The sequence below is a fragment of the Aquamicrobium sp. YD-1-mutant5 genome, from assembly GCF_059509755.1.
Window position 1 is genome coordinate 208,083 of record NZ_JCAKKP010000003.1, and the last position, 15,937, is coordinate 224,019.

Genomic DNA, 15,937 nt, shown 5'->3' on the forward strand with positions numbered 1-15,937 from the left:
GCTGGGTAGGCCGGCACCATGGTTTTCAGACTATGGATGCATTTGTTAACTTTGTCAATGGCTAGAAGGGAATGTCGTCCGCCAACACTTCGGCCAGTCCGGGCGACATTTCCTGTACATTGTCATTATCGGCAGGCCGCGTGTTGTCGTTGTGGGCGCGAACAGTGCCCGCCTTCTGTGATACGACGGTCCAATATTTACCGTCGGGCTTCACCGATATTTCCTCCGTTTCGACAAGCTCACGCTGCCGCTCCAGCCATTCCATCACAGACTTCGGAAAGGGTCGCTCGCCGCCATGCGCCAGCCACCACCTATCAGCCTTGGATTTGGCGAACCCAGTGTGTTGAGGGCATAGCCATTCGCGGATGGCAGTCATTCCGCACATGTAGCTGACCTTCACCGATGGAGGTTTCCCGCCCTTGCCTTCATGGTAGTCGAAACGGCGGCTGTTGACGGGGCGCCATGATGGCTTCTCTGTGGACAGGACCGGAGCGTCTGCCGCGCTGGCGGTAATGCTGACATTCTCGCTCGGCGGGAACTTGTAGCCGCAGCAATGGCACGTCTTGGCCGATGCATGGATAAGTTCGCCGCAGCCATAGTTGCCGTCCTCGTCGGCCTTGTCCTGCGGGCATAATTTACGAGGCGGATCTCCTTCACCACTTCCGGGTGCGCGCGGTCGTATCTGGTCTATAGGCCCGTGATAGGCCAGATTCTTACCGTGGTCGGCAATAAGACAATTTTCTTTGCCCGGCGAGTTTCGGGTGCCCCGCCCGAGAATCTGGACCAATTTTCCGGGGCTTTTCGTTGACAAAATCAGCGATATGAAATCCACAAACGGAAAATTCGTGCCTGTCGTGATCATGCTGACCGAACTGATGGCCCAATATTTTCCTGATCTGAAGCCCTCAAACACCTCTTTCGTCTGGTGTGCGTTGTCACTTGTCAGGACTGCACATGTCCGCCCATGCCGGCGGATGCACTCCGCAATGTGGCGCGCGTTGTCCTTACTGGTGCTGAAGAATAGTCCGGCTCTGCGCCCCTCGGATATAACCATATCTTCGGCAACCGCATCTTCAATGATGCGCTCCGCGGCAGCCGAAAGCTGGCCGGGTATGTACTCCCCGCCACGGGTGCCGACTCCCTTCAAGTCGATCTTCGCCGTCGTCTTGCCGCTGATAAGGCGTGTAAGAAATCCTTTCTCGATAAGGTCGGCAATGCCCACTTCATAGACGACATCATCGAACAGTTTAAAGCGAACGGGCTTGCCGTCCTCATCAACTTCGTCGTCGCTGTCCAGATCGTCGGTTAGCCGCCCTGAGTCCATGCGGTAGTCGGTTGCTGTCGTGCCCGCCGTTCGGCTATCGGGATTGGCCTTACGAACCTCCCGAAAGAACTTGCCGTACTGCGTGTTGGCGTTGCGGCCGATCGCATGCGCCTCATCGACCAGAACAAGGTCGACTGGCCCCAGATGATCAACCTTATTCCACACAGACTGGATACCGCAGAACAACACCTGAGCGCGCGTATCCCGGCGATTGAGAGATGCGGAATAGATGCCCGCCGGCGCAAACGGCATCAGCCCGATGAATTCCTTGAAGTTCTGCTCCACAAGGCTGGCGGAGTGCGTAACGTTGACGATACGCATGTCAGGATAGTCGGTAAGCAGCTCCTCAATGATCTTTGCAATGACGAGCGCCTTGCCGGCTCCGGTTGGGAGCACGATGAGGCCGTTTCCGCCGCCGTTGGCCCAGTATTCATATAGGGCATCGATGCTGGCACGCTGGTAATCGCGAAGCTGCACTACCCATGTCTCCTATCTAGCCTGTCAAGGGCGGCCTGGATGGCGTCTATGGCAGTAGGGATTTCATTGTCATTTGCCGCGACCAGGATTCGAGCCGCGCCTACTAACTCTAGGAAATCCCCATGCCGTAGGCGCGGACGTTTGTTGGCAGCTTGCTCGGCCTGTGTTGCCCATCGGCAATTTGAGGGTTCATAGTTTCCGTTGACATTGATTCTGTCGAGCGTCTTACCATGCGGGCGCTCCCCCATATCGGCCAGGAAATTCCTGAAGTCGCTCCATCGATCGCACACAGATATGCCTCTCCCTCCATAGTCCGGGTAGGCTCTATGCTTCTCACTCCCGCACCTTTGCCGCATCGCGTGCCATGCTCGGTATGTGGGCGATGCTCGCCCCTCATTAGATGCGGCTGAATGTCCATGCTTGGTCACCTGAGCGACTCTAATCGCATGCGACTCGCAACCACAGTGTGTGGATTTTCCGCGCTTTAAGTTCTCCGCGCGGGTTATCTTTTCACCGCCACAATCACAGATGCAGCGCCATGATGCCTTATACTTTGGTGGCACCCACTTGATGTATTCGACAGCAACAAGCTTGCCAAATCTTTGCCCTTTAAGGTTCGCAGGTCGTCCCTTCCCGGGTATTATATCTAGCGTGCCTCTATTGCCTTTCATCGCATCTCACCTCCTCCCTCGCATGCGCCTGCGCCAGCCGGATCGCGTCGTGGCGCACAACGATCCAACCAGCTGCGCGCAACTCCGCTATGGCGTCGGCACCAATCACTTCGGCGGGCTTCATCATGCCGCCACCCTCTCACGCGCAGCCACAACTATCTGGCGCGCTCGCTCGATGCTCACGCCGCGTCGCTTGCCAATGTCAGCAAAGGTATCGCCCATGGCGTACCGCAGCACGTCTGCCCCACCGCGAACACGCCGAAGCTTTGCAACAGTTTCATTCAATTCGACGCGACTCTGTTGCACAGGCGGCGTGCCGATGCTGTATGCCGCTTCCAGCGGCGCGAAAGAAAGTTGCCGCTTCGCCCTATTGCGGTTTTCGCGCGCAATGGAACGCATCGTGAGCGATGCCCAATTCCAGAAGCCGCCATCCAGTCGGAACGACCGCCAGCGATGCAGCAGCAGAATGACTGTATCGACGTACAGTTCATCACCCTGCCCCGGCGCGAGTTTGCCAGCCAGGCGCTTTAGGCCGGGTGTGTATTGTTCTATCAGCGCATCAAACTCGGGCGGGCGGTTGTCGTTGGCGGCGGTCGTCATGGTGTTCTCCTCGTGCGGTGTTAGGCGGCTTGGTGGGTTGGGGTGGCGTTGGCTGGTGCCGCCCCGTCCACCCAAATGCGGCCGCTTCGCATGCGGTACGTGATGGATTCTGCGGCCTCGTCGAAATCGATTTGCTCGCCGTCGATCAGGCCGGGATTGAAAAGATGGGCGGGGCAAGCTTCTTTCTGTTCATCGACGGAAAGAGGCTTCGACCAGCGCATGCAGCTTATGTGGCAGTCTCCACCGCGCTCAGGCTGCATGTGAATGCAACTGCGGCACGACACGCGAGGCATTGCGCCTTCATGGCAAACGGCATGGTGTTTGCAGAAACGGCACAGCCATGACTCCGGATCGTCGCTTATGCGCGACGGTGGGTTGTCCGAAAACACGATGCGCTCGGCCCGCGCCAACTGACGAAGGCAGAATTCCACATCGTATTCAAGGCGCTCGGTGTAGCGTGCGTCGTCGTTCTTGTTTGTCACGTAGTACAGGCATCTCGTGTATCCGAAGGCGTGCATGCCGATCTGGCATTGAGCAAAATGCAAGGGCTTGGCCACGCGGCAGCCCTTCTTGACGATCTCCTTGAAGCCCTTGTCGTTGGAACTCTTGAACTCGCAAAGGTGAATGGTTTTCGGGGCTTCAGGGATTCCCAGCGCCATTCCGTCGCACTTGCCGCGTACGAAGCCGTGGACAAGGCGGATGCGCTCCTGCTGCCCCCAGACCTCAACGCCAATGCGTTCGAGGTCGGAAACCATGACCTCCTCCCACCGATCGCCGGTTCGGAAGATCGACAGTTTGCGACCGTCGATTTCCTCCGGCTGACTGGCCCAGCGAAATCCGTACCAAAGCGCGCGGTCGCATTCCGTACCGATCTCGCCAACGCTTATGCCAAGGCTGTCATAGTGCTTGTTTGCGGCCTCGTACGCCTTGTAGATCGCTGCGACGGTGGAGGCGCGGGGCTTGGGCAGGGGCGCCATTATGCAGCCCTTGTAAATGAGCCGAATATATCGTTGGCGGCCTTTATATATGCTTCATGGGCCTCAATTGGACAATTGAATGTACCAAGATGGATCAGTTTTCTATCTATCTTTATCCTCGCGATATACTTATTCGACCTCTTTAGGTGCGTGACTCCCTTATACCATGATGTATTATTGCTCTGCATATTCCGGTTGGCTTGATTTTGACTGGCAGTCGCCAACCTCAGATTTTCTATACGATTGTCTGACCTGTTAACGTTGATGTGATCTATCTGACCATTGGGCCACTCGCCATGCACATAAAACCATGCCAGCCGGTGGGCGAAAATTCTTTCTCCGTTGATCATTATTCGGATATATCCATCCCACGTCGGGGATCCTGCAATGCGACCGGCCTCGCCTTTTCCCAACTTTACTTTCCACGTGAATAGACCAGTGTCCTTATCGTAATTAAGGACACTGGTAAGTCGGTCGTGCGTCAATTTTGAAACCGTCTTCATATAACGCGTACCGGCATGCAGACCACCCGTTGCGCAGGAGCCGCGTCACTCGTGAACACCACAGGGCCGTTACAATCGCCCACAGCCATGCGCACATCGCCACTGGGCAGACAGCCAAGGACTTCGCCTAGATAACGCGCATTGAAGCCCACGGCCTGCGCAGGACCGTCGTAGGCGCATGGCACGACGTCATCGGCCTCGCCGTCGCCGCGAGCCGACACGCTGATTTCCTCGCTGGTAAGGTCCAGCCGAACGGATGGCGCCCTGTCCTGCGAGACGATAGCAACGCGATCCACGGCTGCTTTCATGGCGGCATTGTCGAACACGGCAGCGTTGGGCTGGTCGCGCGGAATGACACGCTCGTAGTCGGGATAACTGCCGTCTACCAGCGCGCTGGTCAGAACGATGTCGTCGGTGCAAAACTGGATCTTGGTTCCAGAAATGCGCACCTTGGTATTGCCCTTTGGCGCAAGCGCAACCGTGCCCGACGGCACGATGACCGGCTTGAACTCTACTCCAAGCTCGTGCGCCACCGATGACAGTTTGTGCCCGTTCGTAGCCGTAACTGCGTGCGGCTCCAGATATGCACCGCAAAGGTAGAAGCGCGTGGTTTCGTCCGACATGGCGAACGCAACGGGCGCAAACAGGGCGGCCGGGTCTGCCTCGAACTCCGCCGTGAACTCGCCGGTCTGCATGGTCGGGAAGTCGTCAACGGGCAGAACGGGCAGTTTGTAGCGGCTACGGCCAGCCTTGAGCGTTGCGGTCGCGCTATCCGTCTCGAATGCCAGATCGTCACCGCCAGCCTTGTTGACGGCTGCGGCAAGCAGCTTCGCATCGATGCATGCGGTGAAGTCGCCATCGGATTCGATGCTACCGGACATTTCAACGTTGAGGTTCGTGCAGGTGACGGTCAGGCGGTTGTTCTCGGCAACCAGTCTGACGGTAGCCAGAACGGGAATGGTGTTTCGGGTCTCGACGGCCTTTGTGACCTGCGTAAGCAGGCGCGCCAAGGCGCTGCGTGAAACGCGCATGGTGTTCTCCTCTTGGGTGATGGTGCCGCGTGGTACGCGGTGGTGGTGGTAGGTGGTGCCGGGCAGTTGGTGGCTGCCCGGCAGCGCGGTTGTTAGCGGCCTATGATGTAGAAGAAGCCTAAGAAAGCTCCTGCGCCGGCAATGGCGGCAACGCTATAGAAGAATGCTTCAGGCCAGCCCATCATGCGGCCTCCATCAGCGACTTAGGCTGGTCATCGTTGTCGGCCAGCACCTTGTAAAGATGCCGCGCCGCAGTCATGAACACGATGATGCCTTCCGGCTTCATGAAACCCGGCGCAGCCTGTGATCCGGCTTCCTTCAAGGTGTCCATCACCCAATCGACGGTGTTTGTGCTGAAGTCGCCGGCGTAGAGAACAGGCACAACGTCGCAGCACGCCGGGCGGTTTTCCGGGTTGCTCCACCGGCCGGTGTTGAACAGCGAGAACCGGCGCTCATGCAGGCCGTATCCGCGCTGAATGCCAAGTCCCCACCACTCGCCAAAGTGCTGGCCTTCACCTAGCGCGCGCAGCTCGTCCTCGTTCTGCTTCACCCACGCGGCAAAGCCGAAGTTGTCGTTGTCCGGCGTGATCCAGCGATTACGTGAGCCGGCCCGGACGTTGCCCTCCGCGTCAATGACGATCTGAGCGTTGGTGCCGTCGATCTTTTCGGTGATGATGCAGCCGCGCTTGAGGCGTGGGATTTTAGGGAATGGGATGAAGTCGGTCATCTATGCGGCCTCCTTCTTAGCCAACCCCTCGGCGGCAAGCTGGCAAAGGGCCACCGCCATGTCGGTATCCATCTGCACTTTCGTCTGGTTTGCCTCGGCCGCCATCAGGGCGAGACCCATCGTCTCGCCAAGGCCGCCCGTTTCAAGGTAGCCGCGCGCTTCCTGAACGCTGTAAGCCATATGCTTCTCCTCTATCCAGTAGGGGCGGCCAGTTGCGGGTAGCAACCAGCCGCCGTTGTTCAGATTACCAAGGACGCTTCTTCGCCGCCCCACCCGCAGCCGCCTGCTGCTGTGCCGCGGGACGTGCCGCAGGGCGATTGTCGTTGGCGGGAGCCTGCATGCGAGCGGGCTGCTCGGCGTCGATGGCCGGCTCGGGGACGTTGCCCTGATCTGGGAAGTAGTAGGTGGCGATTTCGGCGCGGGCCGGATACTGGCCATCCTTGGACGGCTTGCCCAACTTCACCTTTACGACATAGCGATGGAAATGAAGCTGCTCGCTGTCCTCGACTTCGGTAATGCCGATGGCGCGGCAAAGGCTGGCGAACTGGCGCTGGCCGATCTCTTGCGCCTGACTGTTCGGATTCTCGATATTGTAGTTGGTGAACAGCTTGCGGCCCTTGAAGTCTTCCGGTTCAAGCACGACGCTGGTGGTTTTCAGGATGGTTCCCGTGCCAGCTTTGGTCGGCGCCACGTCGCTGGCTTCAATTTCGAGAGCATAAATCCCATTTGGCAGTTCTTCGTAATCGCGTTGTTCGGTGTCGTGATCATGCGCGTTGAATTTCGAGCCAAGTACGGCCATTCTATTTTCCTCTTACGTGGTGGTAGGTGCGCCTGGTAGGCGCGGTGGGTGGTTAGGTGCGGCTGATGGTGGTGCGTAGAAAGCTGCCAAGAAAGCCCATGGCAGCGCCGACCTGCCACATGCTGAGGCCGCTGGTCGTAACGCCGACGGCAGCCAGAAAGGCGAGTATCGTTTCGCCGAAGAACAGGCCGACGACCCAGCCCATAAATGCGCCTATGAGCGTGCCGAGAACCGGCATCAGGAAGGCAAGTGCGATTACTGCAAGCGTGCCCATGAAGAGTTTTTCCATTTACGCAGCCTCCTTCTCGCCGCCCGGCCAGAACTTGGCCAGTTCAGCAAAGCCCTGCCCCTTGCTGTAGCGAACGGCGTCGGGCATGCCGTAGCGGTTCTTTGCAACGAAGCCGGCTCCCTCATTGAGGTGGATCTGACGTTCCTTTCCGCCTTCGGCATGGGCGACCTTCGTCTGGCGAGCGACTTCCTTCTCCTTGATGGAGATTCGGTAGTTCAGGAAGCCGACCACATCGGCGCGCTCACGCACCAGTGCAGCGGCACGCTTGTGGAGCTTGATGCCGTATCGGCTGTACGGGTCAGTGACCGGAGAGTCGAAGCGCGCGATTTCGGGGTGCGCAAGCTGCACAACAAAAATGCCGGCACGAGCAAGGGCAGCGCATGCGGAAAGGAACGTGCTCCACTCATTATCGGCTTCGACATAACCGCGACCGTAGCCCGGTTCTTCGATCGACGACACGCCAAGGCGGGCGCAGGTGGCCTGCCAGATAAGGGGCTCCAGCCCATCCAGGCTGTCGATAATGACGGTCTGGAAGCCGTGTTCCGTGGTCAGAAGCTCCTCGAAAATGTCCAGCAAGGCGCCGAACGTCTCCACCGTACCGGGTGTCGGCATATCCACGTCCGACGGTGCGCGCTCGCCTTCCGTCGGCAGGTAGATTGGGTTCGGGAACTCAGCGGCAAGGCTGGTCTTCCCAATGCCGTCCACGCCGTAAAGCAGGACAATGGGTGGATTGTCGCTCTTGGATGAGCGCAAACTAGATAGCGAAATTGCCAATGTGGTACTCCTCTATTGGGTCTATACGACTGGTCGGTAGCCAGCCGCAGGGCTAAACCACCGCCCAAATGGCGATGGCGATTGACAGGGCGACCGCGGACCAGAAGGCTGAGGCGTGCGGGTCTGGGGCGGTCATGCGAACACCGCGACCACGGCACAAACCACGGCCAGACACACAAGGATGGCCAGCCATCGGTTGGCGGGCGGTGAGCGCCGGCTCGTGCTAACAATGAACGTCACGTCCTTCTCGTGCGGTACTGGTCCGGGCGCATAGTCCTTCCACGGGCTGCTCATGGCAGCACCCCGAAGGACCAGAGCAATCCGACGGCCGGGAACACCACGAGCCAGCCGAAGGCGGCCAGCGCGTAGGCGGTGACGGTAAGCGTGGCCAGCGTTGCGGCGGCTATGTCGCGGGTGGTCATGCTGGCACCTGCGAGGCTGAGCGGATGGCTGCGACGATGGTTTCGTCAGACACGGCCTTTTGGGCAAGCGCTTCGGCCTGCTTGGCAGTAGCAATACGGTATACGCGCCAGCGCCACGGCACGAGCCACGCAAGCATGAAGCAGTCTCCGCCGTAGGTGATTGGCTTCCGCGCCGTTCGCCCAATCTTGTCGCCCCAGAATTTGACCTCCAGCCACTCAAGCCCGTTTGACAGCCAGATTTCGCATTTGATGCGGTTATTGGTGGCGGTGTACTCAGTGTACTCCCACCCTGCATCCGGGTCGTTCAGCGACGCAATCAGCGCGTCAACGATTTCGCGCTTCATTACGCCGCCCTCCCCTTCGGAGCCCGATGGAACGACACCGGCGCGTTGGACACGTACCGACCATCGGCCAGCGTTGCGGTGCGCCGTGCCTCTTGGCGCTGTGCAGCCGTGCGGTACGGCTTGCGGTTGTGCATGTTGAGTTTGCCGGTGCGCGTAAACGCGGTGGCATATGGATGCGCGTGATTGCTGGCGTGTTTCGCCATGTGCTTCTCCTCTTTGGTGGTGGGCTGCTGCGGTTGGTGGCCGCAGCAGGAGTTGGTTAGGCGGCTTTGTCGATGAAGGCTTCGACGGCCCGTTTGGCAGTAATCAAATCCAGGCCCGCGATGGCCCGCACTTCCTTGATGGCCGCAATCTTCTGGCCATCCGCCGCCAACCGCTGCCACTCGTGCTTGTAGGTCGGCTTTGCCGCCTCGGCATGGCTCACAAACTCGTAGACGCCGAACCGCTGGCCGGGGTACTTCTTCGCAAGGCGCTCTGCCTCCTTGCTTGCCGCAGTCTTGTTGCGGTGGACGTGCGGGCGACTGGACGGGAGCGGCTGGCCGTTTTCGATCAGGCAGACGATGGCGGGTTGGTTGGTTTTGGCGACCTTCGCTGTGAAGGCGCGGTCGATAAGGCTGTCCAGGAAGGAATCGAACTTGTCCGCGCGGTCGTCGACCAGTTCGATGCAGCCCATCCAATGGCCGCCGAAATGCCCGTATCTGTTCGAGCCGATCGCCACAACTCCAACCGAACCGTCATGGTTGAGCGCCTTCACAATGCCTTCCTTGTGCTTCGTGTGCGGGCCGAACCACCAAGCCCGCGGACACTGGTCTGTAAACCGCACCCTATCCCCAACCTTGAACTTGGCCATCACGCCGCTCCCCTCGTTTTTGCCTTTTTCAAATCAGCAACGGATTTGGTGAAATCCACCACGTTGTCGGCCTCAAGCCCGCCCTTTGGCTCCGGGTCTTGGTCAGCCATCTTGCGAAGCTCGAACTCGTGGTATGGCAGCGCAGTCACGGCATTAAGCCGCACGAATACAAGGCTGCCCGCGAAGCCGATGGCCTGCCCCCAAACCGAGGGCTGCACGACCAGCTCGACGAGATCGCCGGGATAGATCATGTCTTCGTCGTCATCATGCTGCATGGCTTGTAGCCTCCTCGACGTACGGCCGCTCCAGAATGGACACACGCGGCAGAGTTATGTTTCGGGATGGTTCGGGCTTGCGGTAACCGCGGCGGGCCGCAATCGCGTGCCATTTCGGGATGCCGAGGGCGCGTGCGACGATGGCGTCCGGGTCGTAATAACCATTGTCATCGCCCGGCAGGCGGTCGGCCACGCTATCCCAGATAGCGTTAGCCAGGTCTTTCAGGTTACTATGCATGTTCTCCTCGGTGGTGTGGGCCGCACATTGCGGCTGTTTGGTCGGGGCGCTTGACAAGGAGCTTGGTGGACTCCATGTCATAAGCGCCGGTGTGGTAGCCGGTAGGACCGTGGCGGGTCTTGGCTTCATGTGTGGCCATCCTCCCCGCCGCCAGTACGAATGCTCCAGACCAAACGGTGAAACGAGTGGTGTCGGCCCAGAGATGGGTCCGTGTGGTCTGGGGTGTTTTTCTGCTGTCGCTGCTTTGCCGTTAGCGGGCGGCTATGATTTTGATTGTCGCCAGCAAGTTAACTTTGTCAATAGGCTTTTTGCTGTCTAGCGTTGCTCCCCGTTAACCGTGTGCGCAGGCGCGTGTTGTCAACTTTGTCAACGGCTGCTAAATCGACGCCATGAAAACCGTTGACGAAATTTTGCGAGACTTGAAGGGCCTTGGGATAAACGCCTCGATGGTTGGCGAGGAGCTTGGCGTTTCCAAGGCCGCCATGTCGCGCTTCCGCAAGGGCATCCCGACCCTTTCTCCCGAAAAGGTCGCGCTGTTCCATGCGATATACGAAAGGCATATGCGCGATACTCCGAAGCAGAGACCACCATCCGGGAGAGACCAGACCGCGGAAATCGTTCGCATGGCGCTGGCGGGTGAAAGCTATGCCGATATCGGACGCGCCTTCCGTGTCTCCCGCCAATATGCCGAACAGGTTGCGAAGCAACACGGCGTCCCTCCCCGGCAACGGCGCGGCTAAGCCGCCTTCCGCCGCCAGTCGGGGTTGCAAATGTCATTCCGTATTCGATCCGTGACTTTCTCGTCGCCATTCTCCGCTGCGGCCCAAATGTCGTCGGCAAGCACCTTGATGCCAAGCAGGAAGTTATCCCGGTCGGCGCCTTCAGCTTTTGCCGACGCAATAGCCAGATACTTGATGACCTTGGCGCGGTCGACAATATCGAGGAACTTTTCTGCCGTGTCCAAGTCGGACCAGTTGTCGGTGGTGAATTCGGGTGTGGTGGTCATCGGTGGCGGCCTTTGTTTCAAATGCGATACGTTAGGGTTAATTGGATGATTACGCGATAATCGCACATACGTCAAGTGATTAACGCGATAATCGCGCACGACATTTGATTTATTTTATGCGATTTTCGCGCCATGGATAACAAGCGCATTGAAAACAGGCGAAAAGCTATCGGGCGATGGTTCGCTGAAAGCGAAGCGACCTTTGCAGAAGCGGAGCGATATACCGGCATAAAGGCTGATCACATCAGTAAGTATCTCAGCGGGGTTCGAAAGAAGCTGTCTGCCGAAGAGTTCGAAGGTCTCACCGCATTCTTTCTAGATAATTACCCGAACGTGAATATGAGAACGGGATACGTCCCGCTAATCGACTCGGACGGCGTTGGTGAGCTGACTTATGTTTCAGATGAAGAAGAGTGGTCGGCACAGCGCGCCGCGGTGAGCTCCAACTCTCGGCGCGGGATACCTGCTGGGGAGATACCGCAGATTGATGGAACAATCGGGGCCGGGAACAGCGACACAGTGGTGGCCATATCAATGGGCGGAGATGGTATTGAAACAGGGGCGCCTGTAGTTGGGACATGGCGAATGCCGCCTGCCGTCCTTCGTCGCCGGGTTAGCACATCAACAAAGCATCTGCACTTCATTGAATGCGAGGGGAATTCAATGGAGCCAAAAATTCGAGATGGCGACGTTGTACTTATAGATGAGTCGAAGCGCGTGCCAAACATGCCTGGTATTTTCGCCCTATGGGAGGACGGGGGCCAAACGATTAAGCAAGTGGAAATCGTCCGCGGTTCCGACCCACTACGCTTCAGGCTCGTCCCATATAATAAGGACTATCAGCCCTATGAGCGGTTGGCTGAAGAGGTTCACATTATAGGCCGATACGTCGCCCGGTTCACGGTTGACTAAGCGATTTTCGATTGGTGCGCGATAATCGCTTGACATAATCACGCGATTATCGCATAACTCTCCTCACCAACCACCGAGGAGAAGCACATGCGCACCTACCAAGCCGACCGCCACACGCACCAGCCGGGCAGCAGCCAAGCCGACAAGTCCCACATCCGCTATCTGGAACACCGCAAGCGCGCCCTGCTGCGTGAACTTGACAAAGTGAACAGTGAATTGCGTGCCCACTCGTCGGCACGCCGCCAGCGGCGCGATGTGGAGGTTTGCTGTGCATAACCCCTCTACCCACAACCACCTCCGCGACTTCGCCCATTCCGTCGCCAGCGCGCTTGCGCTTGGGCTGTTCGTTACCGGCATGTTTGCCGTGTTTTACGGCATGGCGGGCTGACCGTTCCCTACCCGGCCTCACCAGCCACAACCATCACTGAGGAGAAACACACATGACCACCCTAACCACCCGCACCCTAACCGCCCACCAATTCATCGCCCAAAGCACAACTGCCGGCGCGATCATGTCGATCGCAGCGGGACGGCCCGAGATCGAAGCCATTGCCCGTGAAGTCGCGGCCATCACTGGCCAGTCGCTGAAATGGCCGGGCCAGGTTACGGCAGAGCGCGAACGTGCCGCACAGGAGCGCCGTCGTCGGCCGGCCAATGACAATCGCAGCCGGCGCAACAGGAGGGCTGCTTGATGACTCGCCAGTACGAAGGCACGCCGCTGGAAGTCGTCTACGACAGCGAAGAGGCCCCGACTGTTGCCGCGCAACAGTGCGGGCGGTTAGGAGGGCTGGCCGCGTTCCGTGAAGCGCTGGAACTGCCCCGATGGTATAGTGATGCCGAGTTGCTATCCGCCATCCGCGCCTACCTCACCTCCGCAACGCCGCCTGATGTGGTGGACAGTGAAGAAGAAGCAAGAATAGACAACCTACGCCTCAGAGCATTCCAGACAAATGCCGAGCAGGATCGTCAGGCGTATTTCGATGCTGCTTCTAAGTGGTTCCAAGGTCGGCATTTCCGGCGCATGGAAGCCGCCACCGCGCTCCGTCTCTCCGCAGGTGGTGGGTGGAGGCCGATGAATAGCGCGCCAGAACTGGACCGTGTGATTGTTGCCGGATGGCAAAAGCCCACCAGAAGTTGCGCCGGGTATTGGTGGATGCACGAAGACGTAATCATCAATGGCCAACCCGATGAGTACCCCGACGCGCTCCTGTGGCATCCGTTCCCCTCAAGGCCGGCGGGTCTCCCCGCATCCCCCACCGTGGAGGATGGTCAATGAGGCTTCTTGACCGCGAGCATTACGAATTGATGACCCAATTTGAGCGGCAGCACTCGCACCTGCGCCTGGATCGCGAGCCAAAAGAACTTTGGCCAAAAGGCATCATCTATCAGAGCGCGGAAACCAACAGCACCTTTGCCGCCTTCCGCCACGGCTATTCCTTTGCGAAAGCGCTTTTTCAGGAGCCCGGCCATGACGAGTGATCTTGTGAAAGCACCTACAGACTTGTGGGGTGAGCTTCGCGGTCAAAAAGCCCGCCTCGAAGCCTTGGAAGCCGAGAATGCGCGGAAGGATGCCGAGATAGACAGGCTGAAACGTAGCCTTATGGGCACGGCAATGTTCGCACAACCAGCCATGAGACGCGCCCATGAAGGAGGCAACGTAGATGGTTGATGCACCGGAAAAACTTTGGATGACAGTCGAGGAAATGGGCTGGCCGGGGAGTTTCCGCTCTTTCCGCATGAGCGATCTGGAGCACCCCGAGGAGTACCCGGCCTACGTCCGGGCCGATCTATATGAGCAGGTGAAGCGGGAGCGGGATGAAGCTGTCGCGAGAGCAGACCGGCAAAAGGCGGCAGGCTTCTGTGACGCCTTCAGCCTGACAGATGGGGAGCCCGTGAAATGCGGATGGCAACGTCGCGCCGAAGCCGCCGAGCGCCTTGCCGGGGCGCGGGTGAAGGTGCTTGAAGAGCCGCCACACCTGACCGAGTATGAAATTCAGGTGCTTTTGGGCACGTCCATCAGCGGCTGCAACATGAGACCTGACAGGGTGTTCAGCCTCGATATGGCTTGGCATCGCCTCCGTGCCCTCGAATTGATCGATAGGGCAGATGGTCTGGCAATCATAACCGAGAAGGGGCAGGACGTTGTAGCCCGCATCCTCTCCGCCCTTGCCGAGCCTGCCGGAGAGGCGGAGCCGGTGGCATGCGTGGCTTGCGAGGATAACCCAAAAGGCGAGAACAATCCTTGTGCTGTGTGCGGCAAAGCCACCACCCCGCCCGACGCGAGCGCGATAAGGGGTGCTGCCACGCACCGCCACAAGAGGCGCGGAACTGACTACGAGCTGATCGGCATAGGCAAGATGCAGGCCGAGCATTGGCGCGATCCGAACCTTGATGCTGAGTATGATTGCCAAGCAGTCGATATGCGCGAAGTCGCAATATACCGCGGCGTTGATGACGGATCGCTGTGGGTCCGTCCGCGCGAAGAGTTCGAAGACGGACGCTTTGAAGCCCTCGCAGGAGCCAAGTCATGAGCGCGCTGGACACAATCGCAAGGTGCATTCCGGGATCTAGTGCTGAAATGTGCTTCGGTCTTGCTGATGGGATCATGAATGCCCTCACCGCCGCCGGCTACGTCATCCTGTCTCCCGACGAGGTGCGGGGGATGGAGCGTGACAGGCAGGCTGTCGAGTTTGCGGCGCTCTGGTGCTGGCGCACGGACCCGCCGAACGCCCATAACAAGCTGACTGACGCGGAGCGCCTGAGCGTCATCAAGCATCACCCCACGATCAAGAAATACGGTCAGCCACACGTCGAGTTGGCCGAGCGAGAAAGCTCGCTGAAAGGAGGCCGTGATGCACAGTGACCTTATCGCCAAGCTGACAGAGGCGCAGCGTTCGACCTTGCGAGAAATGGCATCGTACGGCGTAAGACCGTACTGGTTCCGGCAGGCGACGTGCAAAGCACTGGTTGATCTCGGCCTCGCTGAGCCAACCCGATTAGACCTCAAGCGCTCGCCTCATCGCATCACCGCTGCCGGTCGCGCCACCCTCAAAGCTCTGGAGGCGCGGGATGGCTAAGCAGGTGGATTCCCTCTTTTCGGATGGCAAAGACGCTCCTGCCGGCCATTTTCGCGTCGGCCGCACCAAGGGAGGTCATCCAGCCGATGGCATGACGGCAACAATCTCATTGGGTGGAGGCGCATACTCCACCATCATCAATCCTCAGTCATTCGCAGACGGCGGGCCTGAATGGGTTATGCGATATGGCGCTCCGGAATCCATTCGGTACACGGTCGCCAGCCTGCTTGAGACCTTCGACTATCTGCTTTCCGATGCGATCAGCATGAAGGAAGCGACCGATCGCCTTCGCATTATGCGCAAGGTGCGCGCCGCCCTCACGGAGGGGAAGGATGGGTAGGACCTGGTTTTACGCATTGCTGATTGTCCTGTTGTACGTCGGGCTTTTCGGCAGCCTTGTCGGTGTCGTTCCCGATCCTGCAGCTATTCTGCTGGTCCTTCCGGGCGCAATCGTCTTCGGGGTGGAGGCTATTTGTAAATGACTGACGCATTCACCCTGCTGTTTATACCGGCCACATTTATTGTGTTCGCCATATCAGCGTATTTCGCGCTTAACCGCACGAGGTGAAAAATGAAGGCTGCGAATGATAATATCGCCAGAGTCTACACTCTGGCTGAGGCCGCAGATGTCATGCGTATGA

Annotated in this window: 29 protein-coding genes; 12 read left to right on the plus strand and 17 right to left on the minus strand. The window is 58.7% G+C overall.

Annotation, left to right across the window (positions count from 1 at the left end; translation table 11 throughout):
• Positions 1-61: 61 nt before the first annotated feature.
• The 16 genes from AC5XE7_RS05345 to AC5XE7_RS05420 form a co-directional block, all read right to left on the minus strand.
• The gene (locus AC5XE7_RS05345; protein ID WP_495365127.1) at positions 62-1,801 is read right to left on the minus strand and encodes a DEAD/DEAH box helicase; all 1,740 of its coding nucleotides are present in this window, start codon (positions 1,799-1,801) and stop codon (positions 62-64) included.
• Between the two features lie 794 nt (positions 1,802-2,595).
• A complete protein-coding gene (locus tag AC5XE7_RS05350) occupies positions 2,596-3,072 on the minus strand; it encodes a sigma-70 family RNA polymerase sigma factor (RefSeq protein WP_495365128.1) in 477 nt (158 codons plus the stop codon).
• A 20-nt stretch (positions 3,073-3,092) separates the two neighbouring features.
• Entirely contained in the window at positions 3,093-4,049 is a 957-nt protein-coding gene (locus AC5XE7_RS05355; protein ID WP_495365129.1) for an oxidoreductase, read from the minus strand.
• On the minus strand, positions 4,049-4,552 hold the full coding sequence (locus AC5XE7_RS05360; RefSeq protein ID WP_495365130.1) for an HNH endonuclease: 504 nt from the start codon (positions 4,550-4,552) through the stop codon (positions 4,049-4,051). Before AC5XE7_RS05360 ends, AC5XE7_RS05355 begins: the two co-directional genes overlap by 1 nt.
• On the minus strand, positions 4,549-5,583 hold the full coding sequence (dnaN, locus tag AC5XE7_RS05365; protein ID WP_495365131.1) for a DNA polymerase III subunit beta: 1,035 nt from the start codon (positions 5,581-5,583) through the stop codon (positions 4,549-4,551). Before dnaN ends, AC5XE7_RS05360 begins: the two co-directional genes overlap by 4 nt.
• A gap of 181 nt (positions 5,584-5,764) precedes the next feature.
• Positions 5,765-6,310 carry an RNA ligase family protein gene (locus AC5XE7_RS05370; protein WP_495365132.1) on the minus strand — a complete coding sequence of 182 codons (546 nt, stop codon included), beginning with the start codon at positions 6,308-6,310 and terminating at the stop codon, positions 5,765-5,767.
• Complete coding sequence (locus AC5XE7_RS05375; protein WP_495365133.1) at positions 6,311-6,490, minus strand: hypothetical protein; 180 nt, start codon at positions 6,488-6,490, stop codon at positions 6,311-6,313.
• Between the two features lie 64 nt (positions 6,491-6,554).
• A complete protein-coding gene (locus tag AC5XE7_RS05380; protein ID WP_495365134.1) occupies positions 6,555-7,109 on the minus strand; it encodes a DUF669 domain-containing protein in 555 nt (184 codons plus the stop codon).
• A 52-nt stretch (positions 7,110-7,161) separates the two neighbouring features.
• Entirely contained in the window at positions 7,162-7,398 is a 237-nt protein-coding gene (locus AC5XE7_RS05385; RefSeq protein WP_495365135.1) for a hypothetical protein, read from the minus strand.
• Positions 7,399-8,172 carry an ATP-binding protein gene (locus AC5XE7_RS05390; RefSeq protein WP_495365136.1) on the minus strand — a complete coding sequence of 258 codons (774 nt, stop codon included), beginning with the start codon at positions 8,170-8,172 and terminating at the stop codon, positions 7,399-7,401.
• Positions 8,173-8,462: 290 nt separating this feature from the next.
• Entirely contained in the window at positions 8,463-8,594 is a 132-nt protein-coding gene (locus tag AC5XE7_RS05395) for a hypothetical protein (protein ID WP_495365137.1), read from the minus strand.
• On the minus strand, positions 8,591-8,938 hold the full coding sequence (locus tag AC5XE7_RS05400; protein ID WP_495365138.1) for a hypothetical protein: 348 nt from the start codon (positions 8,936-8,938) through the stop codon (positions 8,591-8,593). The genes AC5XE7_RS05395 and AC5XE7_RS05400 overlap by 4 nt, the downstream gene beginning before the upstream one ends.
• Complete coding sequence (locus AC5XE7_RS05405; RefSeq protein WP_495365139.1) at positions 8,938-9,141, minus strand: hypothetical protein; 204 nt, start codon at positions 9,139-9,141, stop codon at positions 8,938-8,940. Before AC5XE7_RS05405 ends, AC5XE7_RS05400 begins: the two co-directional genes overlap by 1 nt.
• Before the next feature lie 56 nt (positions 9,142-9,197).
• Entirely contained in the window at positions 9,198-9,788 is a 591-nt protein-coding gene (locus AC5XE7_RS05410; protein ID WP_495365140.1) for a ribosomal protein L7/L12, read from the minus strand.
• Positions 9,788-10,063, minus strand: coding sequence for a hypothetical protein (locus tag AC5XE7_RS05415; protein ID WP_495365141.1), 276 nt, complete (start codon positions 10,061-10,063; stop codon positions 9,788-9,790). Before AC5XE7_RS05415 ends, AC5XE7_RS05410 begins: the two co-directional genes overlap by 1 nt.
• Positions 10,053-10,301, minus strand: coding sequence for a hypothetical protein (locus tag AC5XE7_RS05420; protein WP_495365142.1), 249 nt, complete (start codon positions 10,299-10,301; stop codon positions 10,053-10,055). Before AC5XE7_RS05420 ends, AC5XE7_RS05415 begins: the two co-directional genes overlap by 11 nt.
• Positions 10,302-10,747: 446 nt before the next feature.
• Between AC5XE7_RS05420 and AC5XE7_RS05425 the strand changes: the two genes are divergently transcribed.
• Positions 10,748-11,041: a hypothetical protein gene (locus AC5XE7_RS05425; RefSeq protein ID WP_495365143.1), complete on the plus strand. Its 294-nt coding sequence runs from the start codon at positions 10,748-10,750 to the stop codon at positions 11,039-11,041.
• Here AC5XE7_RS05425 and AC5XE7_RS05430 read toward each other — a convergent pair.
• Positions 11,038-11,307: a hypothetical protein gene (locus AC5XE7_RS05430; RefSeq protein ID WP_495365144.1), complete on the minus strand. Its 270-nt coding sequence runs from the start codon at positions 11,305-11,307 to the stop codon at positions 11,038-11,040. The two genes, AC5XE7_RS05425 and AC5XE7_RS05430, sit on opposite strands and share 4 nt — an antisense overlap.
• 132 nt (positions 11,308-11,439) lie before the next feature.
• On the opposite strand from AC5XE7_RS05430, the gene AC5XE7_RS05435 reads away from it, so the two are divergent.
• The 11 genes from AC5XE7_RS05435 (at position 11,440) to AC5XE7_RS05485 (ending at position 15,778) form a co-directional block, all read left to right on the plus strand.
• Positions 11,440-12,219, plus strand: coding sequence for a S24 family peptidase (locus AC5XE7_RS05435; RefSeq protein WP_495365145.1), 780 nt, complete (start codon positions 11,440-11,442; stop codon positions 12,217-12,219).
• Between the two features lie 87 nt (positions 12,220-12,306).
• On the plus strand, positions 12,307-12,495 hold the full coding sequence (locus tag AC5XE7_RS05440) for a hypothetical protein (protein WP_495365146.1): 189 nt from the start codon (positions 12,307-12,309) through the stop codon (positions 12,493-12,495).
• Positions 12,496-12,659: 164 nt separating this feature from the next.
• Positions 12,660-12,911 carry a hypothetical protein gene (locus AC5XE7_RS05445; protein ID WP_495365147.1) on the plus strand — a complete coding sequence of 84 codons (252 nt, stop codon included), beginning with the start codon at positions 12,660-12,662 and terminating at the stop codon, positions 12,909-12,911.
• Positions 12,911-13,495: a hypothetical protein gene (locus AC5XE7_RS05450; protein ID WP_495365148.1), complete on the plus strand. Its 585-nt coding sequence runs from the start codon at positions 12,911-12,913 to the stop codon at positions 13,493-13,495. Before AC5XE7_RS05445 ends, AC5XE7_RS05450 begins: the two co-directional genes overlap by 1 nt.
• Positions 13,492-13,698, plus strand: a complete 207-nt coding sequence (locus AC5XE7_RS05455; RefSeq protein ID WP_495365149.1) for a hypothetical protein — start codon at positions 13,492-13,494, stop codon at positions 13,696-13,698. Before AC5XE7_RS05450 ends, AC5XE7_RS05455 begins: the two co-directional genes overlap by 4 nt.
• A complete protein-coding gene (locus AC5XE7_RS05460; protein ID WP_495365150.1) occupies positions 13,688-13,888 on the plus strand; it encodes a hypothetical protein in 201 nt (66 codons plus the stop codon). Before AC5XE7_RS05455 ends, AC5XE7_RS05460 begins: the two co-directional genes overlap by 11 nt.
• Positions 13,881-14,750: a hypothetical protein gene (locus AC5XE7_RS05465; RefSeq protein WP_495365151.1), complete on the plus strand. Its 870-nt coding sequence runs from the start codon at positions 13,881-13,883 to the stop codon at positions 14,748-14,750. The genes AC5XE7_RS05460 and AC5XE7_RS05465 overlap by 8 nt, the downstream gene beginning before the upstream one ends.
• Positions 14,747-15,082: a hypothetical protein gene (locus AC5XE7_RS05470; RefSeq protein ID WP_495365152.1), complete on the plus strand. Its 336-nt coding sequence runs from the start codon at positions 14,747-14,749 to the stop codon at positions 15,080-15,082. Before AC5XE7_RS05465 ends, AC5XE7_RS05470 begins: the two co-directional genes overlap by 4 nt.
• Positions 15,072-15,296 (plus strand): hypothetical protein, encoded by a 225-nt coding sequence (locus AC5XE7_RS05475; protein WP_495365153.1) that lies wholly within the window; start codon positions 15,072-15,074, stop codon positions 15,294-15,296. The genes AC5XE7_RS05470 and AC5XE7_RS05475 overlap by 11 nt, the downstream gene beginning before the upstream one ends.
• Complete coding sequence (locus tag AC5XE7_RS05480) at positions 15,289-15,636, plus strand: hypothetical protein (RefSeq protein ID WP_495365154.1); 348 nt, start codon at positions 15,289-15,291, stop codon at positions 15,634-15,636. The genes AC5XE7_RS05475 and AC5XE7_RS05480 overlap by 8 nt, the downstream gene beginning before the upstream one ends.
• Positions 15,629-15,778 (plus strand): hypothetical protein, encoded by a 150-nt coding sequence (locus AC5XE7_RS05485; protein ID WP_495365155.1) that lies wholly within the window; start codon positions 15,629-15,631, stop codon positions 15,776-15,778. The genes AC5XE7_RS05480 and AC5XE7_RS05485 overlap by 8 nt, the downstream gene beginning before the upstream one ends.
• Positions 15,779-15,937: the final 159 nt, after the last annotated feature.